This window comes from Acinetobacter sp. S4400-12, assembly GCF_024129495.1.
Lineage (GTDB): Bacteria > Pseudomonadota > Gammaproteobacteria > Pseudomonadales > Moraxellaceae > Acinetobacter > Acinetobacter lwoffii_C.
In genome coordinates, this window is record NZ_JAMXYB010000011.1 from 1 (window position 1) to 24,069 (window position 24,069).

The 24,069-nt window shown below is 43.9% G+C and carries 22 protein-coding genes and 2 pseudogenes; 16 read left to right on the forward strand and 8 right to left on the reverse strand.

Translation table 11 applies throughout. The annotated features are described in order from the left end of the window. Positions 1 to 457 precede the first annotated feature (457 nt). Positions 458 to 1,197, reverse strand: a pseudogene (locus NI461_RS06640) (IS982 family transposase). Between the two features lie 476 nt (positions 1,198 to 1,673). On the opposite strand from NI461_RS06640, the gene NI461_RS06645 reads away from it, so the two are divergent. The 9 genes and pseudogenes from NI461_RS06645 to NI461_RS06685 form a co-directional block, all read left to right on the forward strand. Next, positions 1,674 to 2,648: an alpha/beta hydrolase gene (locus NI461_RS06645; RefSeq protein WP_174659092.1), complete on the forward strand. Its 975-nt coding sequence runs from the start codon at positions 1,674 to 1,676 to the stop codon at positions 2,646 to 2,648. A 366-nt stretch (positions 2,649 to 3,014) separates the two neighbouring features. After that, complete coding sequence (gene ribBA / locus NI461_RS06650; protein ID WP_174659091.1) at positions 3,015 to 4,130, forward strand: bifunctional 3,4-dihydroxy-2-butanone-4-phosphate synthase/GTP cyclohydrolase II; 1,116 nt, start codon at positions 3,015 to 3,017, stop codon at positions 4,128 to 4,130. Positions 4,131 to 4,148: 18 nt separating this feature from the next. Then, positions 4,149 to 4,619 carry a 6,7-dimethyl-8-ribityllumazine synthase gene (gene ribE / locus NI461_RS06655; RefSeq protein WP_151205653.1) on the forward strand — a complete coding sequence of 157 codons (471 nt, stop codon included), beginning with the start codon at positions 4,149 to 4,151 and terminating at the stop codon, positions 4,617 to 4,619. 4 nt (positions 4,620 to 4,623) lie between these two features. After that, a complete protein-coding gene (gene nusB, locus NI461_RS06660; protein ID WP_151205652.1) occupies positions 4,624 to 5,073 on the forward strand; it encodes a transcription antitermination factor NusB in 450 nt (149 codons plus the stop codon). Positions 5,074 to 5,091: 18 nt separating this feature from the next. Continuing rightward, the gene (gene thiL / locus NI461_RS06665) at positions 5,092 to 6,009 is read left to right on the forward strand and encodes a thiamine-phosphate kinase (protein ID WP_253156839.1); all 918 of its coding nucleotides are present in this window, start codon (positions 5,092 to 5,094) and stop codon (positions 6,007 to 6,009) included. Then, complete coding sequence (locus tag NI461_RS06670; RefSeq protein WP_174659089.1) at positions 5,987 to 6,517, forward strand: phosphatidylglycerophosphatase A; 531 nt, start codon at positions 5,987 to 5,989, stop codon at positions 6,515 to 6,517. The genes thiL and NI461_RS06670 overlap by 23 nt, the downstream gene beginning before the upstream one ends. A 9-nt stretch (positions 6,518 to 6,526) precedes the next feature. Further along, positions 6,527 to 7,891, forward strand: a complete 1,365-nt coding sequence (glmU, locus tag NI461_RS06675; protein WP_174659088.1) for a bifunctional UDP-N-acetylglucosamine diphosphorylase/glucosamine-1-phosphate N-acetyltransferase GlmU — start codon at positions 6,527 to 6,529, stop codon at positions 7,889 to 7,891. An 11-nt stretch (positions 7,892 to 7,902) separates the two neighbouring features. After that, positions 7,903 to 9,741, forward strand: coding sequence for a glutamine--fructose-6-phosphate transaminase (isomerizing) (glmS, locus tag NI461_RS06680; RefSeq protein ID WP_151204689.1), 1,839 nt, complete (start codon positions 7,903 to 7,905; stop codon positions 9,739 to 9,741). 152 nt (positions 9,742 to 9,893) lie between these two features. Beyond that, positions 9,894 to 10,106: pseudogene (locus NI461_RS06685) on the forward strand (heteromeric transposase endonuclease subunit TnsA); the annotation flags it as partial. Between the two features lie 461 nt (positions 10,107 to 10,567). Here the strand turns inward: NI461_RS06685 and pyrE are convergent. Continuing rightward, entirely contained in the window at positions 10,568 to 11,218 is a 651-nt protein-coding gene (pyrE, locus tag NI461_RS06690) for an orotate phosphoribosyltransferase (protein ID WP_151207218.1), read from the reverse strand. A gap of 40 nt (positions 11,219 to 11,258) precedes the next feature. Between pyrE and NI461_RS06695 the strand changes: the two genes are divergently transcribed. Both NI461_RS06695 and NI461_RS06700 read left to right on the forward strand, forming a co-directional pair. Continuing rightward, complete coding sequence (locus NI461_RS06695) at positions 11,259 to 12,077, forward strand: exodeoxyribonuclease III (RefSeq protein WP_174659087.1); 819 nt, start codon at positions 11,259 to 11,261, stop codon at positions 12,075 to 12,077. 517 nt (positions 12,078 to 12,594) lie between these two features. Beyond that, on the forward strand, positions 12,595 to 12,957 hold the full coding sequence (locus NI461_RS06700) for a Spx/MgsR family RNA polymerase-binding regulatory protein (protein ID WP_151207259.1): 363 nt from the start codon (positions 12,595 to 12,597) through the stop codon (positions 12,955 to 12,957). A 56-nt stretch (positions 12,958 to 13,013) separates the two neighbouring features. Here NI461_RS06700 and NI461_RS06705 read toward each other — a convergent pair whose 3' ends face one another. Next, a complete protein-coding gene (locus NI461_RS06705; protein ID WP_151204686.1) occupies positions 13,014 to 13,451 on the reverse strand; it encodes a DUF2147 domain-containing protein in 438 nt (145 codons plus the stop codon). Between the two features lie 155 nt (positions 13,452 to 13,606). On the opposite strand from NI461_RS06705, the gene NI461_RS06710 reads away from it, so the two are divergent. Continuing rightward, complete coding sequence (locus NI461_RS06710; protein ID WP_174659086.1) at positions 13,607 to 14,518, forward strand: alpha/beta hydrolase; 912 nt, start codon at positions 13,607 to 13,609, stop codon at positions 14,516 to 14,518. Positions 14,519 to 14,576: 58 nt separating this feature from the next. On the opposite strand, the gene NI461_RS06715 is transcribed toward NI461_RS06710, so the two are convergent. After that, entirely contained in the window at positions 14,577 to 15,146 is a 570-nt protein-coding gene (locus NI461_RS06715; RefSeq protein WP_174659085.1) for an FMN-dependent NADH-azoreductase, read from the reverse strand. Positions 15,147 to 15,409: 263 nt separating this feature from the next. On the opposite strand from NI461_RS06715, the gene NI461_RS06720 reads away from it, so the two are divergent. Beyond that, positions 15,410 to 16,609, forward strand: a complete 1,200-nt coding sequence (locus tag NI461_RS06720) for a GGDEF domain-containing protein (RefSeq protein WP_174659084.1) — start codon at positions 15,410 to 15,412, stop codon at positions 16,607 to 16,609. A gap of 17 nt (positions 16,610 to 16,626) precedes the next feature. Here NI461_RS06720 and dsbD read toward each other — a convergent pair whose 3' ends face one another. The 4 genes from dsbD to NI461_RS06740 all read right to left on the reverse strand — a co-directional run bounded on the left by dsbD (position 16,627) and on the right by NI461_RS06740 (position 20,291). Beyond that, a complete protein-coding gene (dsbD, locus tag NI461_RS06725; RefSeq protein WP_253156866.1) occupies positions 16,627 to 18,456 on the reverse strand; it encodes a protein-disulfide reductase DsbD in 1,830 nt (609 codons plus the stop codon). 18 nt (positions 18,457 to 18,474) lie between these two features. After that, positions 18,475 to 19,242 (reverse strand): transporter, encoded by a 768-nt coding sequence (locus NI461_RS06730; RefSeq protein ID WP_253152093.1) that lies wholly within the window; start codon positions 19,240 to 19,242, stop codon positions 18,475 to 18,477. 23 nt (positions 19,243 to 19,265) lie between these two features. Beyond that, positions 19,266 to 19,808 (reverse strand): ankyrin repeat domain-containing protein, encoded by a 543-nt coding sequence (locus NI461_RS06735; protein WP_174659082.1) that lies wholly within the window; start codon positions 19,806 to 19,808, stop codon positions 19,266 to 19,268. A gap of 126 nt (positions 19,809 to 19,934) precedes the next feature. After that, a complete protein-coding gene (locus NI461_RS06740; RefSeq protein ID WP_174659081.1) occupies positions 19,935 to 20,291 on the reverse strand; it encodes an HPF/RaiA family ribosome-associated protein in 357 nt (118 codons plus the stop codon). A gap of 1,111 nt (positions 20,292 to 21,402) precedes the next feature. On the opposite strand from NI461_RS06740, the gene NI461_RS06745 reads away from it, so the two are divergent. The 3 genes from NI461_RS06745 to NI461_RS06755 all read left to right on the forward strand — a co-directional run bounded on the left by NI461_RS06745 (position 21,403) and on the right by NI461_RS06755 (position 23,955). Then, positions 21,403 to 22,128 carry an outer membrane protein OmpK gene (locus NI461_RS06745; RefSeq protein WP_174659080.1) on the forward strand — a complete coding sequence of 242 codons (726 nt, stop codon included), beginning with the start codon at positions 21,403 to 21,405 and terminating at the stop codon, positions 22,126 to 22,128. A 329-nt stretch (positions 22,129 to 22,457) separates the two neighbouring features. Continuing rightward, complete coding sequence (locus NI461_RS06750) at positions 22,458 to 23,183, forward strand: hypothetical protein (protein WP_174659079.1); 726 nt, start codon at positions 22,458 to 22,460, stop codon at positions 23,181 to 23,183. 61 nt (positions 23,184 to 23,244) lie between these two features. Continuing rightward, positions 23,245 to 23,955, forward strand: a complete 711-nt coding sequence (locus tag NI461_RS06755; protein ID WP_174659078.1) for a phospholipase D family protein — start codon at positions 23,245 to 23,247, stop codon at positions 23,953 to 23,955. Positions 23,956 to 24,069: the final 114 nt, after the last annotated feature.

The following is a 24,069-nucleotide window of genomic DNA, read 5'->3' on the forward strand; positions in this document are numbered from 1 at the left end:
GATCCTCTAAGCTCAATTTAGGTGGTCTGCCTTTGGCAGGAACATGCATCTTCAATTGCTCAACCATTAAATCAAAGGTTGACCATGAGATACCGGTGTATCGCTTGAACTGTGTTTCAGAAAGCTTCTTTGAATCGATGTATTTCATCCGCAGATTATGCATGAATATTGAAAATTCCTCGGTACAAATAAGCAGCAAAAAGTAGATCGTTTTTTGATTTATGAAAGAGATCTAATATATTGGATGAAAAAGCAGAAGATGTAGACGGTGATCAATTGTTAGATGGACGTCGTTATGGGGTAAGTTTAGTAGCTACGTACTAGAATTTTATTAAAAAGATAGCTAATAAAACTTAACGCGATGCTGACATATGGGGATCTATAAATAGCTTTGTACAATTGTTTTTTAAACTGAGGGTGTTCGCTTAGGCGATCACCTAATTAACCCGGATCCTGCTTAAGCCGATGATTCCTTAATTTGAATTGTTGGCTTATTTTGATGGGTTAATTGATATGCACATAGTGAGGCGTAAATTCCACTCAGAAATCCATGAAGACTACGTGCTTTACTCGTCACTAAATTGTATTGCCCCTTCAATAAACTGAATAATGTTTCTATCTTATTGCGTTGTCTTAGGTGATATTCATCAGATTCTTGTAGTTGAATAGCCTGCATATTCTTTTGATGATAAGTAATTAAATCAATACCTTGATCTTTCAATCTGATTTTTAATTCTTGGCTGATGTAACCTCGATCCCCGTAAAGTTGTGCTTCTATACCAGCAACCAATTGCTCAACCATTTTTATGTCAGCAACATGTCCATTCGATAAAGCAGAACAGGCAATTTCACCAAATTGATTCATCGCAATATGTAATTTACAGCCATAAAACCAGCCCATTGAGCTTCTACCACGTGATGCAATTTTGACCAATGATTTATGACATTAAATCATTGGTAATAAGGTAGACTTCTAAATAAGTGGTTTTTATCTTCCTTTAACCCTATGAAGAATGCTTTAAAAATTATTAAAATGAGAATACCTCTACCAAATGGCGATAAAACAGATTTCCGAGATCATCAGTTGAGCAGTTCTGATTCTTAAAGAATGGCAGTTTTGTTTGAGAAATTCCTAGTACATTTCTTCAAATTTAAGAAATCATCAATTTCACAGAATAATTTGGTACTACTAAACATCAGGACTAGAGCGTTAGGTTTGGTGTGGCAACTTAACTGATGGCTCTAGTCCTCTTATTTTCTCTAGTCAATTTCTTATCCGTGATTCGGGTTATAATACAAACATTGCAGACAAGTGATTTCAGAGCGTCACGCACCTGCAGTAACTCCACCAGAAAAAATGCACCATCCAGGTAAAAATAAAAAAAGTCGGAATCTTGAGCCAGAAATCAATAGTTGAAAACAGTCAGATGTCCAAAAAGCCAAAAAGAATGATTTGAAAAAAGTGGGCTGGCTATCGTCGACAGAGTTTGGCCAAAACCCAGAGGCATTACCTCAAAATAGATAGTATGCAACAAAGCCCTCCAAATTTAAAAAGCCCTGATCGAAAGATTGGGGCTTTTTTGTTGTTGATTTTATATTAAAAACTTTCAGCAGAGTTTGACAAACTCATACTTATCCTTAAGGATAATCTAAAAAATCATGAGTATAACAAAATGAAAAATAGTGCTCTGGCGCCAGTCTATCAGGCTGATATTTTAGGTAAGGGTTATGAGCAGACCACTTTCAATTTTCCTGAAGATTATGAAGGCCCGGTCATTGCCACGCTGGTGCGTAAAAAAGCAGCCCAAACCACCTCTAAGGCCGTGCTTTATATCCACGGTTTTATTGATTACTTTTTTCAAACTGAAATGGCAGAACGCTTTAATCAGCAAGGTTTTGATTTTTATGCTCTGGATTTAAGAAAATATGGGCGCTCCCATTTATGTCACCAGAAGCTCTACAATGTCTACAGTCTCTCTGAATATGATGCTGAAATTAATCAGGCACTCGAGCTGATTGGCCAAGAAGGCCATGACCAGATACTTCTATGCGGGCATTCAACCGGTGGATTAATTACCACCCTTTATACCGCCCGGCATCCCAATCACCCTCTAATCAAGGGACTCTGGCTCAACAGCCCATTTTATGACTTCAACATGCGCTATCTAGAGAAAAAGATTTTATTGCCCCAACTGAGCCGTTTAGGAAAACGCTTTCCAGACCTGCAGTTTCCAAGCCGTCTTAATCGCTGGTATGTACCCAGCTTGCATATCAGTTATCAAGGAGAATGGAATTTCAATCTGGAATGGAAAAAACCAAGCTATCCTCTGGTACGTTTAAGTTTTGTGTATGCCATTTATGAGGCCCAAAAACATCTTCATCAGGGAGTTTATCTTACAGTCCCTACTTTAATCATGCATGCCCATCAAACCCGCTATCCTTTACGCTTTAATCACGCTGCACAAAGCAGTGACGTAATTCTTCAGGTGCAAGATATAATTGACCATGCTCAAAAGCTACAGGGCGATGTACAGCTGTGTTCCATTCAAAATGCTGTCCATGATCTGGTACTTTCAGAAAAACCGGCCAGAGAGCAGGTATATCAGCAACTGTTTCAATGGCTGGAACAAAAATCTCTTTTGGCCTGACCAAAATAGATCAGACCATTCCTAACAGCAGGTCAGGCTGTCTGGTTTTATGAGCACTTTTAAAGGTTATTCTTAACAACCCTAAAACAGTAAAACTGCGAAAATTCTATAAAAACCAATTTACTTTTAACAGCTGGCATTTTATCCAGATTTTTCATTTTTCTTGCTTTGTAACTGTGCAAAAATACAGCACAAAGCTGAGCTTTACTTTAAAGTCGACTTTCCATCATCTGCAAGACTGTGTATAACAATGAACGCTACAGGCAAAGTAATAGGCATAGGCAAAATTGCTTAAAAAGCGTTAGACTATGCAGCAATAATGTCATGATTCGGTCTGATAAAGATCAAAGAAGAAGGTGAAGATTGATGCCGCTCAATACAGTTGAAGAGCTTGTCGCAGATATCCGTGCAGGAAAAATGGTCATCCTGATGGATGATGAAGACCGTGAAAATGAAGGTGACCTGGTTATTGCTGCCACGCATGTCCGCCCGGAGGACATCAACTTTATGATCACCCATGCGCGTGGTCTGGTCTGCCTGACGTTGAGTAAAGAGCGTTGCCAGCAGCTGAATTTACCGTTAATGGTCGATGCGAACGGTGCCCAGCACGGCACCAACTTCACGCTGTCTATTGAAGCAGCAGAAGGGATTACCACCGGCATTTCAGCCGCTGAACGTGCTCACACGATTCAGACTGCAGTGGCGGCACATGCCAAGCCAACAGATATTGTACAGCCCGGCCATATTTTCCCTTTAATGGCACAGCCAGGTGGGGTATTGCACCGCGCAGGTCATACCGAAGCAGGATGTGATCTGGCCCGCCTTGCCGGTCTGGAACCCGCATCGGTAATTTGTGAAATTATTAAAGAAGATGGCACCATGGCGCGCCGTCCGGATCTGGAAGTATTTGCCGAAAAGCATGGTCTGAAAATTGGCACCATTGCCGACCTGATTCATTACCGTATGACCAATGAACAGACGGTTGAGCGTATTGATCATCAAGTCATCGAGACTGAATATGGTAGCTTTGACTTGTATCGTTACCGTGAGCTCGGCAATCCGGATATTCATTTAGCCTTAGTAAAAGGCGAGCCTAAACAAGGTGTCACGACGGTACGCGTACATGGTTTTAACCCGACCCGCGATCTTTTAAAAGTCAAAAAACCGGACAGTGAAAGTACCTGGAATCTGGACCGAGCACTCAAAGAGATTTCTACCAGCGACCGCGGTGTACTGGTCTGGATCGGCCAGCGCCATTTACAGGACTTAGGCCCGGCTTTAGAGACCCTGAAAGCACCGAAAAATGTCAAATCCAATGCTGCACTGTCTCAGCAATATCAAACCATTGGGGTGGGCGCACAAATTTTACGTGATCTGGGCGTGGAAAAAATGAAGCTGCTCAGCTCTCCATTACGTTTCAATGCCCTGTCCGGCTTTAACTTAGAAGTGGTGGAATACATCACTGCACAACAAACATCTTAAGAAATAATCGAGGTTCCTATGGCTATTCGCCGTATTGAAGGTATGTTGCATCTCGCGAGCGAAGGCCGTTTCGCGATTTTAGTTGGTCGTTTTAATAGCTTTGTTGTTGAACATCTGTTAGAAGGTGCTATTGATACGTTGAAACGTCATGGCGTATCAGAGGATAATATTACGGTTGTTCATGCACCGGGTGCCTGGGAACTGCCGGTAGTTGCAAAAAAACTGGCTGTTTCGGAACGTTTCGATGCCATCATTGCACTTGGCGCAGTGATTCGTGGTAGCACCCCTCATTTCGATTTTGTAGCGGGTGAATGTGCCAAAGGTTTGGGCGTGGTTGGCCTGGACACTGGCTTACCGGTCATTAACGGTGTACTCACTACGGACAGTATCGAACAAGCGATTGAACGCTCGGGTACAAAAGCAGGAAATAAAGGCAGTGAAGCTGCTTTAACTGCGATTGAAATGGTTAACTTGTTAAAGGCTATCTAACGCTATGTCGCAAACACTTCAAGCAACTTATGCAGCAAAACGTAAAGCACGTCGTTTTGCTGTGCAAGGAATTTATGAATGGCAGATGAGCCACAATCCGGTGCATGAGATTGAAGCACGTACGCGTGTGGAAAATGCCATGCATAAAGTGGATCTGAGCTATTATCATGAATTGTTGACTCAAGTGGTTGCCAATCATGAAGCACTGGATGCGCTCTTAATTCCGGTACTGGATCGTGAAATTACCGTACTGGACGGCGTTGAGCTGGCTACACTGCGTTTGGGCGCCTACGAATTGAAAGAACATCTGGAAATTCCGTATCGTGTGGTTTTGGACGAAGCAATCGAACTGGCTAAACATTTTGGCGGTGCAGACAGCCATAAATACATCAACGGTGTATTGGACCGTTTAGCCACGACGCTACGTACAGCAGAAAAACAGCAAGCCCACTAGTTTAAGTCGCATTGTTGTATGGCTGAGTTCTCGATTATTGATAGCTATTTTAATCGGCGGAATCTCAATTCTGTCGATTTAGGCGTCGGTGACGACTCAGCCGTGCTCACCCCTCCTCCACAGCAACAACTGGTGATCTGTACCGATACTTCAGTGGCTGGACGACATTTCCCCCTAGAGACTGACCCGCATGCGATTGGCTGGAAATCGGTTGCTGTTAATTTGTCCGATATTGCTGCCATGGGTGCCACCCCGCACAGTATTTTGCTGGCCTTGAGCCTACCCCAAATTGATCATGCCTGGCTCAAAGCCTTTAGTCAGGGCCTGTATGATTGCTGCGATCAATTTGGGGTGAGCTTAATTGGTGGCGATACCACACAAAGCCCTCACCTGACCATAAGCATCACTGCACTTGGCTGGGTCGATAGCGGACAGGCTATTCCGCGCTCAGGTGCCCAACCGGGTGACCTGATCTGTGTCAGCGGTACCATCGGCGATGCAGCTTTTGCCCTGAATCATCCCGGCCACCCCTTACAGCAGCGGCTGGATTATCCGAGCCCACGCTGCCAGCTCGGTGTTGCCTTAAAAGGCCTGGCACATAGCATGATTGATGTTTCGGATGGCCTGGCTCAAGATCTGGGACATATTCTTCAAGCTTCTCAAGTGGGTGCAACCCTGGCACTGGATAAGCTCCCGCTCAGCCCTGCCCTGCACACCTTGCGTGATGAGCAAAAATGGCAATATGCGCTCGCCGGTGGCGATGATTATGAATTATGCTTTACAATAAGTCCGCAAAATTATGAAAAATTATTGCAAAAACAAATTGATGTTTCGATTAGTATAATCGGCACTGTTCATTCTTCACTCGGTTTAACTTTTGAAAAAAATGGCATAGATCATTTGCTTCAATTTAATGGGTATCAACATTTTGCATAAACCTGCAATAAATTTTAAAGCGATGTCCTGGAAGGACCGATTGATTGTATTTAGTGGAGTGGGCTTTGGTTCTGGCCTGGCACCGAAAGCGCCGGGGACGTTTGGCTCAGCTTTTGCGCTGTTATTTGTGCCGTTCTGGCTCTCTCTGGGTTTTTTAAATAGCTTTTTTGCCATGGTGATCATGTCACTGATTGGCATCTATATCTGTGGCAAAACCGCTGAGCTGATGGGTGTACATGATGATGGCCGGATTGTCTGGGACGAATTTGCTGGGCAATCCATCACGTTTCTACCCGTTCTCTATATGGGGCAGATGAACTGGCTGTGGCTTCTGGTTGGCTTTGCCCTGTTCCGTTTGTTTGATGTCTGGAAACCTTGGCCAATCCGGGTCATTGACCGCCAAGTCGGCGGGGGATTCGGCATCATGCTGGATGATATTATTGCCGGCCTTTGGGCAGCTCTCTGTATTCTGATTTATCTTTTTTTACCATGGCCTAGCTACATTTAGGATGAGAACATGTCAACGACTGTCATTATTCTTGCTGCAGGTAAAGGAACGCGTATGCGCTCTCATTTACCCAAAGTATTACAACCTCTTGCAGGACGCCCCTTACTTGGTCATGTGATCGAAACGGCGAAAAAGCTGAATGCTAATAATATTATTACCATTTATGGACATGGCGGTGATCGTGTCCAAACTGCATTTGCAGATCAAATTATCCAATGGGTGAAACAGGCGGAACAGCTGGGTACCGGTCATGCGGTACAAATGACGTTACCGGTCTTGCCACAGGATGGCATCTCCCTGATCCTATCGGGTGATGTGCCTTGTATTAGGCCGGCTACCTTGCAAAACCTGCTGAATGCTACCCAAGAGACAGGCATTGGCCTGGTAACCTTAACCTTGCCAGATGCAACAGGTTATGGTCGTATTGTCCGTAAAGATGGCCAGATTCAAGCGATTGTTGAACATAAAGACGCGACTGACGCACAGCGCCAAATTAAGGAAATCAATACCGGGATTTATGCTGTTAGCAATGCCAAATTGCATGAATGGCTGCCACGTTTAAGCAATGATAATGCACAAGGCGAATATTACCTGACGGATATCGTGGCGATGGCGCTAGCCGATGGCATGCAGGTGGCCTCGGTAGAACCTGAGCTGGCTTTTGAAGTCGAAGGCGTCAATGACCGCGTACAACTGGCTGCCCTGGAGCGCCAGTTCCAGGCGTATCAAGCCAAGCAGCTGATGCAGCAAGGTGTTCATCTGATTGATCCCAACCGTTTTGACCTACGTGGCCATTTGACAGTCGGTAAGGATGTGAAAATTGATATCAACGTGATTATCGAAGGTGATTGCGAACTCGGCGACCAGGTTGAAATTGGCGCAGGCTGCGTGATTAAAAATACCAAAATTGCTGCGGGCACCAAAGTACAGCCATATAGCGTATTCGATCAGGCTGTTGTCGGTGAAGATGCACAGATTGGTCCCTTTGCACGTTTACGTCCAGGGGCGAAACTGGCCAATGACGTACATATTGGCAACTTTGTCGAAGTCAAAAATTCAAGTATTGGCCTAGGTTCCAAGGCCAATCATTTCACCTATTTAGGTGATGCCGAAATCGGCAGTGGTTCTAATATTGGTGCCGGTACCATTACCTGCAACTACGACGGCGCCAATAAATTTAAAACCATCATTGGAGATAATGCCTTTATTGGTTCCAACAGCTCCTTGGTTGCTCCGGTACAGATTGGCAACGGTGCCACTGTCGGTGCAGGCTCAACCATTACCCGTGATGTGGCAGAGAACAGTTTAGCGGTGGAACGTTCCAAGCAATTTGCCAAAGAAAATTATCCACGTCCGCAAAAGATCAAGAAATAAGGGGAAATATTATGTGTGGTATCGTCGGTGGCATTGCGGAACGCAGCATTACCAATATTTTAATTGAAGGCCTGAAACGTCTTGAATACCGTGGCTATGACTCAGCCGGCTTAGCCCTGATTAACCAGAATCAGGTTCTACGTGAACGTCGTGTCGGCAAGGTTGCCAACCTTGAAAATGCAGTCAATGAATCACAGATTATTGGTTCGCTCGGGATTGCCCATACCCGCTGGGCCACACATGGCAAGCCGACTGAGAACAATGCCCATCCGCATATCTCCGGCAATGTGGCTGTGGTACATAACGGCATTATCGAGAACTATCAAGAGCTGAAAGATGACCTTGAAGCTCTAGGTTATGTATTCACTTCACAGACTGATACTGAAGTCGTTGCCCATCTGGTCAATGATGCACTGAAATCGACCCCGATTTTACTGGAAGCGGTAAAACAGGTGGTGCCACAACTAAAAGGCGCGTATGCACTGGGTATTGTTCATACCGATCATCCGGATGAGTTAATCACGGTGCGTGAAGGCTCACCACTGGTGATTGGGGTTGGAATTGGTGAAAACTTTATCAGTTCTGACCAGTTGGCCCTGCTGCCGATTACCAACCGCTTTATCTACCTGGAAGAAGGGGATATTGCCCGTTTGACTCGTAGCACGATTGAAGTGTTTGTGGATGGTCAACTGGTTGAGCGTCCGGTGAAAGAACTGGATGCTGCGGTGAGTAATGCCTCTAAAGGCGAATACAAGCACTATATGCTCAAAGAAATTTATGAGCAGCCTGAAGCCATCCAGCAAACCATTTCCCAAGCACTCAATGGAAATGCCCTGCGTGAAGACTTTCTGGTTAGTGCAGAGCAGGATTTTTCCAAGATCCAGCAGATTCAGATCATTGCTTGTGGGACCAGCTACCATGCCGGTATGATTGCCAAATACTGGTTTGAGCAGCTGATCGGCCTGCCTTGTCAGGTTGAAATTGCCAGTGAATTCCGTTACCGCACGCCAGTGATTGTAAATCACACCCTGTATGTCTGTATTTCTCAGTCCGGTGAAACCGCAGATACCCTGGCGGCCTTACGCGATACGCAGAAACGCGCTCAGGCCAAAGGTTTAGACATCAGCACAATGACCATCTGTAACGTGGCTACATCGTCGATGGTACGTGAAACTGAGCACAGCTTGCTGACCTTGGCAGGACCTGAAATTGGGGTCGCATCGACCAAAGCTTTTACCACCCAGTTGACTGCATTGATGTTGCTGGTACTGAAAATCGGTACTGTCAAAAACACGATTTCAACGGAACAGGTTACCGCGATTACGACCGGGCTCTGGCATACTCCTAAAGTGATTCTGGACACCCTGCGTTATGATGATGAAATTCTGCGCCTGTCTGAACTGTTTGTAGAAAAAAACCATTGTCTGTTCCTCGGCCGTGGGACGCATTTCCCGATCGCGCTTGAAGGTGCGTTGAAACTGAAAGAAATTTCCTATATCCATGCAGAAGGCTATGCAGCAGGTGAACTGAAACATGGCCCGCTGGCACTGGTGGATAATGATATGCCTGTGGTCATTCTGGCACCGCAGGATGACATGCTGGACAAATTAAAATCCAATATGGAAGAAGTTCAGGCACGTGGTGGCGAGTTATTTGTCTTTGCTGATGAGCATAGCGGCATCAAGGCCAAAGAACGCCAGCATGTGGTGCATATTCCTGAAATAGATCCACTTTTAGCCCCTATCGTCTATAGCATTCCGGTTCAGTTGCTGTCTTATCATGTAGCCGTCCTGCGGGGTACGGATGTAGATCAACCGCGTAACCTGGCAAAATCAGTGACCGTAGAATAATCAGAATTGAAGCAAGGCTGGTTATTGTATGAGAGTAATAAAGCTTCATACCAAGTAATAAAGTCTCATACTGAGTAATAAAGTGTAATACTATATTGCTCAAAAAATCCACACAAGATATGCTCTAAAAAGCATGTTGTGTGGATTTTTTTATGGCTAATTCTAAGAACACACAAAATCATGAACTCAAAATTCAAAAGTGGATTAAAGAAGGACGAGGGCAGGGTTTTGGAAATAACTATAAGCCTTGGCTCACAATTCGAGATGTGAGTTTAGAAGGTCGATCTCACCGAGTTTTTGGTCATAAAAGCCAAAGAACTCATCACTTGCTCTCTGATCTAGAACTGTCCACTTTTCTATTACTAAGGCGTGTCATCAATTAACTTGAGAGAAACCACCTTGTGCCCACTATACTTTTATGAGTAAACGCTAGGTATTAAGAGATAATCAGTGGGGGGCAAATTAAAGATCTGTTCCCTGGACGAACGGATCCTGTTGGAGTAACGGCCGGAGATAAGCGACTATCTGTTGAAGCGGTTCAGCTTTTGGGTTGGCTAAAGAAATTAAAAGAAAGAGGGTCTCAACAGTTAAGTCAATAAAAAGCTATAAATAGACTATATTTTTATCCGATGTTCCCCATTTAAAATGATAATTCTCCTTAACACTTTTTGCTCAGAATATGCCCATCAGGTCGACAGATACGATTTTTTTGGCCAGCAAAATTGTCTAGGTTTTCATGGATAGTGAGACAATCAGGTGTTCTGGCTGCTTTAAAGTCATAAAAAAGGAAGCCTGAGCTTCCTTATCCACTGCTAGCTATACCGGTTTAAATACCGTATTTAACGCGATAGGCTTCCATTTTTGCCAGTGCTTCCTGCTCGCCTTTACCATCCAGATAATCCATTAAGTCTTTCATGGTGATCAGTGCATGTACTGGAATTTCAAGTTCTTTTTGGACTTCTTGGATTGCAGAAAGTTCGCCCTGACCTTTTTCCTGACGATCTAACGCAACCAGTACCCCGGCAATTTGTGCACCGGCATTTTTCAGAATAGTGACCACTTCACGGATCGCAGTTCCGGCAGTAATCACATCATCAATAATCCAGACTTTTTTACCTTCAACCGAAGCTCCGACCAATACGCCACCTTCACCGTGATCTTTAGCTTCTTTACGGTTAAAGCCCCAAGGTATACTCACACCATGATTTTGCGACAGTGCGACCGCAGTTGCAGCAACAAATGGAATACCTTTATATGCCGGACCAAAAACCACTTCGACCTGATCACATTGCATCAGCTTGGCTGCATAGCCTGATGCCAAGAGAGACAAGGCTTCGCCATCATTTAACAAGCCGGCATTAAAAAAATAAGGGCTCACACGACCCGATTTTAAAGTAAACTCACCAAATTTAAGCACACCACGTGATAATGCGAGTTCGATAAAAGCTTGCGGGTTAAACTGAGCTGGCGTTGACATGAGGTGCTCCTGAATCCATTAATTAAGGTAAGACTTGCGCATGATACCAAAGAGTAGCTATCCAAGTGATCAAAAAATTCTTCGTGTCGTTTCAATTAACGTCAACGGCTTACGTTCCTCTGTAAGCAAGGGTTTGCTGGAATGGATGGAAAAGTCCGATGCCGATGTGATCTGCATGCAGGAAAGCCGCATTACCCATGTTCAGTGGACCGATAAATTTAAGCCTGAAGGCTGGTACACCCATCTCTTTCCAGCCGAACGTCCAGGCTATGCCGGCACCGCCATTTATAGCCGTCTGCCTTTTGTCTCCCTCACCGATGGTCTGGGTTTTGAACTGGCAGACTCACAGGGCCGTTTTATTGCCGCTGAATTCGATCTGGGCCTAGAACAAACTGTATATATCTGTTCGCTTTATCTGCCATCCGGTTCATCGGGTGAAGAAGCTCAGGCCCGTAAAGACCACTTTTTAGAAGAATATCAAAAGATTCTGAAACAATGGCGCGATGAAAATAAATCGGTCATTGTCTGTGGGGATTACAATATTGTGCATAAACGGATTGATATTAAAAACTGGTCGGGCAACCAGAAATCTTCCGGTTGTTTACCGCATGAACGCGCCTGGCTGGACCATATTTATGATGAACTGGGCTATGTAGATACCTTCCGTGAAGTACGCCAGGAAGCCGAGCTATATTCCTGGTGGTCGAATCGTGGTCAGGCCCGCGCCAAGAATGTCGGCTGGAGGATTGACTACCACGCCTGTTCTCCAGACTGGAAAACCCGTACGGTGAATGCCTGGGTCTATAAAGATGAATGGTTTAGTGATCATGCACCGGTCATTATTGATTACAAATTGTAAAAAGGCTTGAGAACTGAGTAAACAATTGTTTACTCAATTAAGGTGAATTGCTTACATGCCATGACGTATTTCTTGGATTTCTTTGAGTTTAAGAACATAGCATGATAGCTGCACGGCACAGGGATATGTCAGGATGACACATAAAGGACAGGAAGCCGTAGGAAGAAAATAAAACAGACCATCAAATTTAGTTTGTTTTTCATGGATGTGACATTGGACGTTATACTGAGACCCGCATAATCAGGATGATTGATGCGGGTTTTCTCATATTATAATGACTCTTATTCTTGATTATTGTTTTGATTTTTTTATATATCCGCTGATTGTTCTCTTATTTAAAACTTTATTTCTTATTGTTCTATCCAGAATCTTATCCCCTCCTTATGTCAGTTTCATGACAGCTTGGCCCTGATTCGAAATTTTCCTATGCAGACGGACACTCCTGTTTTGCAGCCCCCCGTGGCCGTCTTGACTAAATTTGGTTAAGCTAGTCCAAGACTTTAAATGAGTGATGATGATGTTAAGAATTTATGGTATTAAAAACTGCAATTCAATGAAAAAAGCCTTTGATCTGCTCAATGAACTGGGGTTGAGCTATGAATTCCATGATTATAAAAAACAGGGCATTGATGCAGAATGTGTAAAAAGCTGGTTGGATGCACTCGGTCAGGACGTGGTTCTGAATAAAAAAGGCACCACCTGGCGTAAACTCAGTGCAGAAGAGCAGCAAACCGCACTGGCCAGTGAAGATCATCTGGTGCAAGCCTTAACCACGCATACCAGCTTAATTAAAAGACCGATTTTACAGACTGCTGATGGCTTTATTGCCGGATTTGACGAAGCTGCTTATCGCGCTCTAGTTGAAGAAAAACAGGATTAATCAGCATATAAAAAAAAGCCTGACAGATGTCAGGCTTTTTGCATATACAGGATGGATTAGTTTGCACGAATCCAGGTCTGGTTACGACCCAAAGCAGAAATCCCCATAAAGCCACGCAGCTCCAGCTTCTTGCCACCCTCCGCCAGATTGCCTTTTAGCTTATAGGTTTTGCCAGATTGTGGGTCCAGAATAGAACCACCTTCATAGCTGGTGCCACCCACATTTTTCAGACCTTTCACAATGGTCAAGCCTTTTAATGACTTGTTATGATAAGGTCCTTCACATTTTGTACAGGCATTCTCTTCACCCGGAGTCAATACCGATTGAATACTGGCAGATAAAGTACCATTCTTCTGTTCAGTAAACTTCACCATGGCTTTTGGCTGTTTAGTTTTGTCATCAATCGTTTTCCAAACGGTACCATTCAGAGGATCTGCGGCATTTGCTAATACCGATAAGCCAAGTAATCCTAAGGTTAGCGCGATTTTTTTCATTTTTTTTCATTTCCCTAGTCTGTTGATAGACCAATTTAGTATTAAAAAGACACAACAATTTTGCAATTTTTACGTGTGACTATTTAGTGTAACCTTGTAAATCAGGTTGGTAAATAATCTCATTTTGAATAAAAGCATAAAAATATGGAAGGATAATGAAGATGAGTCCCCTCACGAAACAACTCATTACAGAAAGTTTTTTAAAAGCCGCCATTCGTGCGCCAAGTCGTCTGAACCTTCCTCCTAGCTCGCTGCGTATCGCCTTGGAACAGCTATGCAAACTGTTCCCGCAAGACCCGTCTGTACAAATTCGTTCCTTGCGTCTGGCCGGTTTACGTGCTGAAGAGATCAAACCCCAGCAGCAATCGACCCAGATGATTTTTCATATTCATGGAGGAGCATTCTATTTAGGTTCACTCAATACCCACCGGGCCTTTATGACCCAAATTGCAGCCCGTACCCAGATGCAGGTCTTGCATGTGAACTATCCGCTTGCACCGGAATCGGCTTATCCGGAGCCGCTTGAGGCGCTATATGATGTTTACAACCTGTTGCTTGATCAGGGAATTCAGCCCAAAGATATTATTCTGTCCGGTGACTCGTGTGGCGCTAACCTGGCCTTGGCCCTCGCTTTAAAAATCAAACAGGAAGGTCGCCCGCAAGTTAGTGGACTTATTCTGCTTTCTCCACTGCTGGATTTGACTCTGAGCAGTGAATCTTTACGGTATAACCAGAAACATGATGCCTTGCTGTCAATCGAAACGCTTAAAACCGGGATCGAATATTATGTGCCCAGCGCCATAGACCGAGGTGATCCCGGCGTTTCTCCTTACTTTGCCGAGCTGAGCGGATTACCTCCTATCCATATTCAGGTCGGTTCTAAGGAAATTTTGCTGGATGACGCCACCCGTTTCAAAGAAAAGGCCGAGCAGGCCCATGTTGAGGTTGAGTTTAAAATCTATACGGGCATGTGGCATAACTTCCAGATGTTTAGCGCCTGGTTTGATGAAGCCCGACAATCTCTGGCTGACTTGGCAGAGTTTGCACATCGTCTGGATCAGGACTAGGCTCTCAAGTCCTGATATAAAAAAGGTCAGCCCAGGCTGACCTTTTCAATTTTCTGCCTTAGAGCGCGCTGATCATCTGGTGTGCAGTCTCCAGAGCTTGCTGCTTGCTTGCATCGCCCATATTCACGCCTTCGGCACGAATCACCTGAATATCACTCACCCCGGTAAAATTAAACACGGTTTTCAGGAATGCTTCCTGAAAGTCAACCGGACTCTGTTCACCATAGATCCCCCCACGGCTGCTGGCAATATAGACTTTCTTGTCACCCGCCAAACCAATCGGGCCATTTTCAGTATATTTAAAACTACGCCCAGCCACACTGATACGGTCGATCCAGGCTTTTAAAGTAGAAGGCAGGCCAAAGTTATACATTGCCGCTCCCACCACGATAATATCCGCACGCAAATACTGCTGCAAAATCTCTTCCCCCAGAGCTGTCTGTTCTGCATCCTGCCCCATCAGAATCTCGGCAGTCAGATGAGGAATCGGTTGTGTCGCCAGATCTAGATACTCTACCTGTAAGGTGTCTTTATGCTTTTGTTGCAACTGGCTCACAATGGCCTGACTCAACTGACGGGAAATTGAAGCATCACCTAAAATACTTGAATCAATATGTAAAACTTGCATCTATTTTGCCTGTATGAATTGGTCTGTCTAGAAATAGGCATAGTTTAATGATTTTTCAACAATGAGATAATCCCAGCCCATAAAACAGAACATTCCAAATACGGAACAAAAGGCCTATACAGACAAATGTAGCTTTATCTTTTTTGTGGTAAAACAGGAATTTTTTAATCAATTTTAAGTTATGTTATAGTCAGTTTTATAAAGATATCCATGCTAAAAAGTAAAGCGCTTTCATAATAACGATAAAGTTTAAGGCGAAATAGATGAAGCAGATAAGAGGATTATTAGCAAAAATCCTGCGGCTGAGAATCAAAAAATATCTGATCGAAGATGAAGTCGTCATCAATTGGGGGATTTTAAAAAAATGTATCTTGATGTTGGTACTGGGCTGCATTGTCCATCTGAGCTGGCTTAGTTGGGATCTGTTTGTGCTGTTTCATCCTGAATATTGGCAATATGTACAGATTAAACTAATTCACTTACAGCTCATCCTCGACAGCAGTTTTTTACTGGTTTTGCTCGCTCTGATCTATCCTTGTTATAAGTGGCAAGGCCATGCGCGCGCTGAACGCTATCTGCCTCATCTGACGGTCGGTGTTTTTGTCATCTCCCTCTGCCGGGATGCTTATGTGGTGGGGGTCATGAGTCCCGTTTCGACCCTAGCCTGTGTGTGCCTGATGACAGTGGGTCTGGTGCTGTTTCATCGCGCCCTGATCTATAGCATATTGATACCGGCATTCCTGTTTCTGACGGTTTGCACCTATCTGAGCTTTCGTCATCAAATTCCCTATTCGCCCCTGTTCAATATACAGGGCAAGTTTTTTGATAATGGCTTTTGGCTGGGCTCCATGCTGTATTTTATGTTACCCATTCTGGCCATCTGCACCATGCTGTTTGAAATCCTGCTTAGCCAATGGCGGCACCGTGAACGGCTGATTCAGCACCTGAGCCAACTTGATCCCTTAACCAGTCTGTTTAACCGGCGCAGTATCAATCAATGTCTGGAAAAATTAAATCATAGCGCCTGTTTAAGCTATGCCTTGGTCCTGCTAGACTTGGACCATTTTAAAAAAATTAATGATCAATATGGTCACCACAAAGGTGATGAAACCCTGATAAAGGTCAGTGCCGTACTGAGCCAGCAATTACGTAAAAGTGATGTTGGAGGCCGTTTTGGTGGTGAAGAGTTTATTTTGGTACTTAAAGATACCAATATTGAAATGGCGCAACAGATTGCAGAACGTTGCCGTCTTGCTATTCAGCAGCTTGAGATTCAAAGTGATGAGGGTACCAAAATTTCTGTCACGGCCAGTTTTGGTATTGCGATTTCTCAAGCAGAATTGCGCCCGCAGCAGCTACTCAGCCAGGCTGATCGGGCACTGTATCAGGCCAAAGCCAGAGGCCGGAATCAGGTCAGAGCCTATATTACATCGACCCAACCCGAACTTGAGCTATATTCTTAACACGGTAATCCAGCAGGTTAATGGAATTGTGCCAGACGTTTCAGCTGAGCCAATAATTCCGCTTCATTAAATGCCCCGGTTAAACGCAAACCACGGATTTCCTGCTGCTGGCCATCCAGAAACAAATAGGTCGGTGGCCCCAGAATTTCCCACTGATTAAACAACGACTGATGGGCTGCATCATATTGGCTTAAATCGAGTTTGATCAGCACGTACGGTGCCAGTGCCTGCTGTACCGTGGCTGATTTTAAAACACGCTGCTCGATCGGCTGACAGGCCACACACCAGTCGGCATAGATATCAATAATGACCTTTTGGCCATGCGGTATCTGTTTTAACAAGGATTCAAATTCGGCAGCTGTTTTGGCCACTTGCCACGTGGCAGTGCTGTGACTTTGCTTAACAAAAAAACGCTGGCTCTGTTGATATTGGCTATATGCCAGATAAGGCAGCACGACGACTAGACACAGGATATATAACCATCTCAGGCCAGTACGCTGCCAGAAAATACGGCACAGCACATAGACAATAAAGGCCATGCCTAAGCCCAGCGACACCCCCTGCAACATAGCTTCAGAAATCAGCGGGCGTATAAAATACAGCGCCAGCCCCAGCATGATAAAGGCAAATAGCACCTTGATCTGATTCATCCAGTGTCCGGCACGCGGTAATATCCGGGCCCCCAGAATACTGGCCAGCAGTAAGGGTGTCCCCATACCGAATCCGAGACCAAAGAGTAACAAGGCACCCTGCCATTGACTCTGGGTCTGGGAAATGAACAGCAATGCTCCTGCCAGGGGTGCTGTCATACACGGCCCCACCAGCAAGGCGGAGATAATGCCCATGACTGCGGCACTGATCAGGCTCCCTCCATGCTGCATGGCCTGAACCTGATCCAGACGCTGAATCAGGCGCTGCGGAAGTTTAATTTCAAACAGGCCAAACAGGTTTAGGGCAAACAGCACAAATAGAGCACTAAAAGCAATCAGGGTACCCGGCTGCTGTAGCCAGCGTTGGAAATTCAGCCCGGCCGATGAGGCGATTAAACCTAATACAGCATAGACGGTGGCCATACTAACCACAAAGGTTAAGGCGATCATCCAGGCTTTTAAGCCTTTGCTATCACGGACCAACAACGAGGTCAGGATCGGGAGCATAGGCAACGAACACGGGGTAAAGGCCAGTAAAAGCCCTAAACCAAAGAACAGCAGCAAACCATAGGCCCAGGAGCTTTCTGCCAGACGCACTGACCACTTCTGGTCTTGGGCGGTTATAGCTTCTTCGATATCTGGATCAGATTGGTCTGAGCGTTGTAGCTGAGTATCAGCCAGAGTATCAAGCAGACGATTCTGGGCAGTTGTAGAGCTGTTTAAATCTAATAGACGTGTGTTCCCGGAAGCTGCGGTGTCATATTGCACCAGACCGGAAAGATTGGTTTTAAACTGCGCGGTTTGCGGTGGATAGCACAGCCGATCCTGGGCACAGCCTTGCCAGCTGACCTGATAAGACTGTCCGGGCTGAGTCGGGATCTGAAATTTTAACTGCTGATAATAAACCTGGGTATGCCCATAGTTGTCATCATAGATTTCTTCAGCGGGCGGCAGTTCCAATGTTAGCGGCTGATTGCCCTGTCGGACTTCAATCTTGTGCTGATACAGATAGTAGTGTTCAGGAATATCCCAGCTGAGTTCCGCCTGCTCAGCACTGTCCGAGACTACACTCAGAGGAAAGGCCTGCTCAGGTGACAGTAACGCCGTTTCGGCCTGAGCTGCTATACTGAACAGTACACTGCCTAACAGGAAAGGCGCACATAAAGCGCTCCATTTCTGAACTACTAAAAGTTGCATCATACCGAGTGCGATAGATCAAAAGAGAAAGGATACACCCAGACCGGAGAAGTAACTGTTTTCCTGCCCGTCCAGATCTACCCCCATACTGGCATCCAGCTGGATCCGATCGTTGAGGGCATACATTACGCCCGTGCCGAGTGCATATTCATTGGCTTGGCTTTCGGCCTTACGATAAATCAATTCCGAATAGCCCGACCAGCGATCCGTAAACTGATAGTCTACAGATGGAATTGCGCTAATAGCCCAGTTTGAGTCCTGCCATTCATAACGCATGGTGATAGAGGTCGAGACCAGATCACTATATTGATAGGCCACCGCCGAGCTCAGGCTATATATATCTTCTTCATTGCTAAACCCCTTATTACCGGTTGCAATAAGCGCTTCAGCCATCACGGCCATGCTCAGTTTGTCATCGTCCAGATCAATGGCTTTTTTCAGGCCAATACTGACATCTCCCAGCCCATCATTTTCTTCAGTGTGTCCGTTCCATTTCTGCTGGCTCCATGCCGGTCCATCCCAGCCCAAACGTAATTCCAGGCTATCGGTTAAACCTGTGCGCAATAATATATCGGCATTTAAAGTGGTTTCTTTAAGCTTGCTTCCTTCTACCATTGACTCGCGATAGTTCAGCGTTGGCAAACCCTGCTCCCATGCCAGCTGCCCCACAGGGATAGTGCCGGTTCCCATACCTTCACCCGGACGATCAAATTCGACTTCAGCAAAAAGTTGGGCACTGACACTGGTCAGCGCAATAAAACCCAAGGTTGTTAATGTTGTCTTCATCTGGTTAGGCTCTTTATTCAAATTTAATTCAGTTCTTTGGTCATTTTTGCGCCGTGGTCACGCAACAGTTGCAGAGTCTGTTTTTCTTCTTCAAGGGCCTCTGACCAGTTAATTTCATCGAAATCACAATCAAAGAATAAATCGCTAATAGAGGACAAAATGGTCTGCCCATCTTCATCTTTGGTGTTTGGATTGACCTGTTCATCCAGCAGGCGCTGTACTGCAGGAACACAGGCGGCACTCGCTGCGTCCCAGAGCGGTCCATAAATTTCTTCAGCATCCCACAGATGTAAATTGACTTTGGCCTGAATCAATGCTTCCAGAATCTGCAAATGAATATCCAGACGTGCCTGTTTTTCTTCATCTGAAAGCGGGCTATTTGCTTCATAAGCCTCACAGACGTCTTCCCACCATTTGAACAATCCATCCGACCAGACCGAAATGACTGGACCTTTTTCAAGGTCAATAAAATTCGGATTGAGTCCATCCGCCAGGAGTTTTGTTACCTGTTCCAGATCTAAATCTTCGATGGCTTGCACAAAAAGCTGTTGTTGCGCAGTTAACATGATGGAGCTCGCTTCAATTCGTTTTTCCCTATTATGCCGAAGAAAGCAAAATTTGTTGTCTTTCCCACAACTATTTTTCATTTTATATAAAAAAAGCCCCGCAGGGCTTTTTTTCAGGATTCCAGATCAGACTTCGTCTTCCATCTCTTTAATTTCCAGGGCACCCGGACGTATGGTATCTTTTTTCTCAATAACATGCTCTAGACTGCGTTTTAAACGGTCAATGGCACCACGAATGGCGGTATCAACATTATGACCACGATGATTCACCACCACCGGTTTTAGACCTGCCGGACGTGCCTCGATCATGCAGCGGATATCGTCATCACCACCTTTGGCACCGTTTTCATCACTCAAATGGACTGAAAAATGGGTAATACGCTCACTGTGGCGCTGGAATTCCTGACTTAATTCTGCACGTACATAACTAATTAAACGATCGCTACTCTGAATGTGTTTATCTGTACGAAGTTCGATATTCATAAATTACCATCCTCAATCTTTTTAACTTTTCTTAGTGCAAAATTTTTATCTTGGCACGTTTCTGGTTTGCTGTATCGCAACGCATTTCACTTCTTCAAATGATTGGAATATCTCCTCCATTTTGAATGGATGAACACCTTTATGAATCTGCAGAATCATGTCCTTATACCTTGAATATCGGCTCTATCCAGAAAATATGCAAGTGCTATTTTGGTTTTTTTAGCAAAAGAATAACTAATTGTGACAGGTCCTTACTTAGTAAAATAAAGCCGCTTTCCAGTTCGTTCATCACCATCTTATTCACGTGATTGGATTCGGCCAATGAGAAAATTGCTTATCCCGACCACTTAGAATCAGCCTAAATTTTCTTCCGAATGATAATGAGAATGCAGAGAATTATCCGGTAGATCCCCGCTGCTAGCTTTAAATATTTTTTCTCTAAGTCTGTGAGCGTATAGGGTTGTGACGATGGCTTCCGCTATAGAAGTAATAAACATGTATGCTTTAATTACTGGTTTACCCCCCCCTTCGGTTTCGAGTTCAGTACGAGGGAGGAGCACCGCCCATTTTGAGAGTGGAAACAGGTTTTTCTTCACCGCTACATGCCATCTAAAATGATGAAACCTGCTCTTCAACCGATGAAATACTGACCACAGTGCCTCTCATCCCCCGCCTCAAGGGCATCGCCGTTTAATCTGATCAAGGTACATGCTTGCCTTTGCGATCAGCCAGATTTTTTAGCAAACTTAGGGTAAAAATCCCGATTTTGATTATAGAAAATAGGTGGTAAATGGCTTCTGACTGTGCCCACTTCTATTGCACTCCGCCAATTATTCACTGTTGAGTATGCTTTAACTAGAATAACGGACATAAATTTTCTTTAATTTTGGCAGCAGCTCAACCGACTCTTACTGTTTTCTGATCATTTAAATTTCTTTAAGCATAGCTATTTAGTCCCTATTTTTGAAAGTATTGAAGAACCCGTAATAAGAAAACAGACAAGGAGACCAAGCAAGATTTTTAATATATTTCTGTCATCGATCAATTTTAACTTTATTTTTACTTATTAATCTGTATCCTTTACCTGCTTTCTTGGGGGAAGAGATTTTAAATGAAACTTACACAAATCGCGGCATTGTGTGCTTTGGCTTCAACTGCTGCTTTGGCACAAGCAAAACCAGTTTGGCAAGATTTTAGCGTAACCGGTCTTTATGGTGAAAACTATGAAGCGGTAGACGAACAGCAAAGCACTCTAACCGTTGAATACGCTGCTAAAGTAAAATATGCAGATGTGTTTTTCTTCATGGATCGTATGCGTGGGGGCGATGATGCTAAAAGCACTTATTTTGAATTATCGCCACGCTTAAGTTTAAGTGAAGTAAGTGGCCAGAAACTTGCCTTTGGTCCTGTGAAAGATGTATTAATTTCCACAACGTGGGAAGGCTCAGACAATGCAGATAACTTCCTGTATGGTTTAGGTTTTGATCTTGACCTTCCATATTTTCAATATGCAAGCTTAAACTTTTATCGTGCCAATAATGAAAAGGTGTTTGGTAATAAAGACGATTATCAAATGACTTTCACTTATGGCGTACCGTTTAGCTTGGGAGCAGAAGACTTCCTGGTGGATGGTTTCCTGGACTGGTCTACTGCTGAAAAAGATGCTCAAGCGAGTGAACTCAACTGGACCACACAGTGGAAATGGAATGCGGGCAAACACATTTCTCCAGAGACACGCTTATATGTAGGTATTGAACACTCTGTTTGGAACAATAAGTTTGGTCGTAAAGATCAAGACGAAAACAATGTGAGTGCGCTGGTGAAATATCACTTCTAAGCCAAAAAAAAGCAGCTCATAAAAAGCAGAACCCGGGTTCTGCTTTTTTATGGCAAAAATCAGCTGTATTTTTTAAAGTGTTGGTCTCTGCTACTGCTTTGACTTGATCCAAATCCGGTTAGACCGGCGCTACCCTACCTAATGTTTCCTGGTAAACTTGAATCTATTCAATTAAAAATTCAGAGATTAGCCATTTCTGATTAGAATTACTTAAAAATCACTTCTACTCAGACTCAATAAGCCTGTATAAAATCTAAATTTTAAAATCCGCCTTTACTTGATACTTCTGCTATGTTTTATTTGAAATAAATACCAAGTTGAGTAGCACAATGAATAAATGGCTTATCTGCATGAGTATCTTTTCTCTCAGTAGCCTGAGTTTTGCCGATTCCAGCTTTGAAACTCAACTCAGATCAGAATGTGCCCAGGTTAAAAACTATGCAGCGAAGGGCAAGAGATTGTATGACCAGAAACAATATAGCAAAGCCCTTGAACAATTTGAGCAACAGGCGGCATGGTCTGCATTTTGTGACATGCATAGCGAAGAAAGTGGTGTTTCTTTTTCAGAAAGCAGCATTGTAACAGCGTTTAATAATGTCGGACTCAGTTATGCCAAACTGGCCAAGCCGCAGTGGGCACGAGCCTGGTTTTCGATTTATCCTCAAGCCAAGAGTAGCCAGTTTAATCTGCAGCAGCTGCCTGCACCTCAAAAAAACTCCAATCTGGCAGGCAAATATGTTCGCCATGCCGGTTTTGGCGCCTGGAGTAGTATTGAGGTAAAGCCCCATCAGCAATCTTATCAAATTCAATTTAATGGTCTATATATGGGTTTAGGCAGCCTGATTTATGGCCCCAATATAGGTGAATTTGAAACAATGATGCCCCTGCATCACACCCAGACCCGTTATCAGCAAGATAACTGTAAAATTGAGCTTAGTTTTGCTTTTAATCCTCGCGCTGGGCAACAGCTTATTTTAGAGCAAGACAGTGGAGATTCAGCGTGTGGCTTTGGGCATAATGTCTCTGCCAGCGGTGTATATTTGAAGGTAGAATAATTTTTCTTTTATTTGTATTTTAATATACAAAATAAATATTTGAGCATGATCAGGGGAGTCCATGGCCAAGTTTTTAAATACCAGTGCAACGAATTTCTTTTTAGAAGAATTAATTAAAAATGCCAAAGAGCGTTTAATTTTAATCAGCCCTTATTTGCGTTTAAATGATCGTATTAAAGAACTCTTAGAAGATAAAGATCGGCTCAAAATTGATATTCGCATTATCTATGGCAAAAGTGATTTGCATCCCGATGAAATTAAATGGCTGCAAAAACTGGATTATGTACGTCTAAGCTTTTGTAAAAATCTCCATGCAAAATGCTATATCAATGAATCAGAATGTATTATTTCAAGCTTGAACCTCTATGAGTTTAGTCAGGTCAATAATAATGAAATGGGGATTCTGGTACGTAAAGATGAAGATCAAGAGGTCTTTAAAGATGCTTATGAGGAAGCTCAACGTATTATTCGTATTAGTGATGAAGTACGGATTACTCTGGATGAAATTAAGACGGAACCAGTACCACTTGCTGAGAGCGAAGTCAGAACTGAGGAAAGCAGCGGTTATTCCAAACTGACCACTGCAAAACTGGCCGCAAAACTTGGTTTAAAAACACCTGATCTGTTTGAAAATTTAGTCAATCAAGGATATTTAAATCTGACAGAAAATGGAAAACATTTCCTCACCGATGCAGGCAAAGCGATGGGTGGAGAGTTTAGAACAGGACAATTTGGTATTTATTTTTTATGGGATGAACATACCAAAATTTAACTGACGAGTTTTTAAAAAATATATTGGGATACAATAAAAATTCCCCTAACTGGAGAAGTTCAGTCAACTAATCGACTGAAACTCTCCGGATGAGGTTTTTTTGCTTTCAAGCCA

Excerpts from the sequence above, each read along its gene's own strand:
- NI461_RS06645 (WP_174659092.1), top strand. The coding sequence starts at position 1,674 with ATGAAAAATAGTGCTCTGGCGCCAGTCTATCAGGCTGATATTTTAGGT.
- NI461_RS06755 (WP_174659078.1), top strand. The coding sequence starts at position 23,245 with ATGGCCAAGTTTTTAAATACCAGTGCAACGAATTTCTTTTTAGAAGAA.
- NI461_RS06750 (WP_174659079.1), top strand. The coding sequence starts at position 22,458 with ATGAATAAATGGCTTATCTGCATGAGTATCTTTTCTCTCAGTAGCCTG.
- dsbD (WP_253156866.1), bottom strand. The coding sequence starts at position 18,456 with ATGCAACTTTTAGTAGTTCAGAAATGGAGCGCTTTATGTGCGCCTTTC.
- NI461_RS06745 (WP_174659080.1), top strand. The coding sequence starts at position 21,403 with ATGAAACTTACACAAATCGCGGCATTGTGTGCTTTGGCTTCAACTGCT.
- NI461_RS06710 (WP_174659086.1), top strand. The coding sequence starts at position 13,607 with ATGAAGATGAGTCCCCTCACGAAACAACTCATTACAGAAAGTTTTTTA.
- NI461_RS06700 (WP_151207259.1), top strand. The coding sequence starts at position 12,595 with ATGTTAAGAATTTATGGTATTAAAAACTGCAATTCAATGAAAAAAGCC.
- glmU (WP_174659088.1), top strand. The coding sequence starts at position 6,527 with ATGTCAACGACTGTCATTATTCTTGCTGCAGGTAAAGGAACGCGTATG.
- NI461_RS06740 (WP_174659081.1), bottom strand. The coding sequence starts at position 20,291 with ATGAATATCGAACTTCGTACAGATAAACACATTCAGAGTAGCGATCGT.
- thiL (WP_253156839.1), top strand. The coding sequence starts at position 5,092 with ATGGCTGAGTTCTCGATTATTGATAGCTATTTTAATCGGCGGAATCTC.
- ribE (WP_151205653.1), top strand. The coding sequence starts at position 4,149 with ATGGCTATTCGCCGTATTGAAGGTATGTTGCATCTCGCGAGCGAAGGC.
- NI461_RS06670 (WP_174659089.1), top strand. The coding sequence starts at position 5,987 with ATGGGTATCAACATTTTGCATAAACCTGCAATAAATTTTAAAGCGATG.
- NI461_RS06720 (WP_174659084.1), top strand. The coding sequence starts at position 15,410 with ATGAAGCAGATAAGAGGATTATTAGCAAAAATCCTGCGGCTGAGAATC.
- nusB (WP_151205652.1), top strand. The coding sequence starts at position 4,624 with ATGTCGCAAACACTTCAAGCAACTTATGCAGCAAAACGTAAAGCACGT.
- NI461_RS06705 (WP_151204686.1), bottom strand. The coding sequence starts at position 13,451 with ATGAAAAAAATCGCGCTAACCTTAGGATTACTTGGCTTATCGGTATTA.
- NI461_RS06715 (WP_174659085.1), bottom strand. The coding sequence starts at position 15,146 with ATGCAAGTTTTACATATTGATTCAAGTATTTTAGGTGATGCTTCAATT.
- ribBA (WP_174659091.1), top strand. The coding sequence starts at position 3,015 with ATGCCGCTCAATACAGTTGAAGAGCTTGTCGCAGATATCCGTGCAGGA.
- NI461_RS06735 (WP_174659082.1), bottom strand. The coding sequence starts at position 19,808 with ATGTTAACTGCGCAACAACAGCTTTTTGTGCAAGCCATCGAAGATTTA.
- pyrE (WP_151207218.1), bottom strand. The coding sequence starts at position 11,218 with ATGTCAACGCCAGCTCAGTTTAACCCGCAAGCTTTTATCGAACTCGCA.
- NI461_RS06695 (WP_174659087.1), top strand. The coding sequence starts at position 11,259 with ATGATACCAAAGAGTAGCTATCCAAGTGATCAAAAAATTCTTCGTGTC.
- glmS (WP_151204689.1), top strand. The coding sequence starts at position 7,903 with ATGTGTGGTATCGTCGGTGGCATTGCGGAACGCAGCATTACCAATATT.
- NI461_RS06730 (WP_253152093.1), bottom strand. The coding sequence starts at position 19,242 with ATGAAGACAACATTAACAACCTTGGGTTTTATTGCGCTGACCAGTGTC.